Origin of the sequence: Robertmurraya sp. DFI.2.37 (assembly GCF_029211245.1) — a bacterium.
GTDB classification, from domain to species: Bacteria; Bacillota; Bacilli; order Bacillales; family Cytobacillaceae; genus Robertmurraya; species Robertmurraya methanolica_A.
In genome coordinates this window covers 1-294 of the sequence record NZ_JARGEJ010000737.1, presented here as the reverse complement: position 1 = coordinate 294, position 294 = coordinate 1, and the positions used below count along the sequence as shown (strand labels likewise).

Here is a 294-nt window from a genome sequence, read left to right as displayed (position 1 = left end):
CAATATTCAAGACACGCCCACGAGAGCGTGCCTTAAACATCTAATATATTATGTTCTTTAATAAACTTTATTGCTTCGTTTCTCGATGTAATTTGATTTGACATTAATAGCTCCAATAATGATATATATAAGCTACCATCAAATGTTTTTTGAGCTTTTAATGTTAACTCTAGCGCTGTTCGAGCAAGTTCATCAGACGCATTGGTATACTGCTTCCCAATATAAATAAAGCCGATTGCATCTTCACCAAATTGAAAACCTTTACTACTTAACAACTGTAAATAATCTTCTAAG

Annotated in this window: 1 protein-coding gene; it reads right to left on the bottom strand. The window is 32.7% G+C overall.

The annotated features are described in order from the left end of the window. Positions 1–32: 32 nt before the first annotated feature. A partial coding sequence (locus tag PZE06_RS28430; RefSeq protein ID WP_275792460.1) for a DUF6123 family protein occupies positions 33–294 on the bottom strand: 262 nt, incomplete at its 5' end.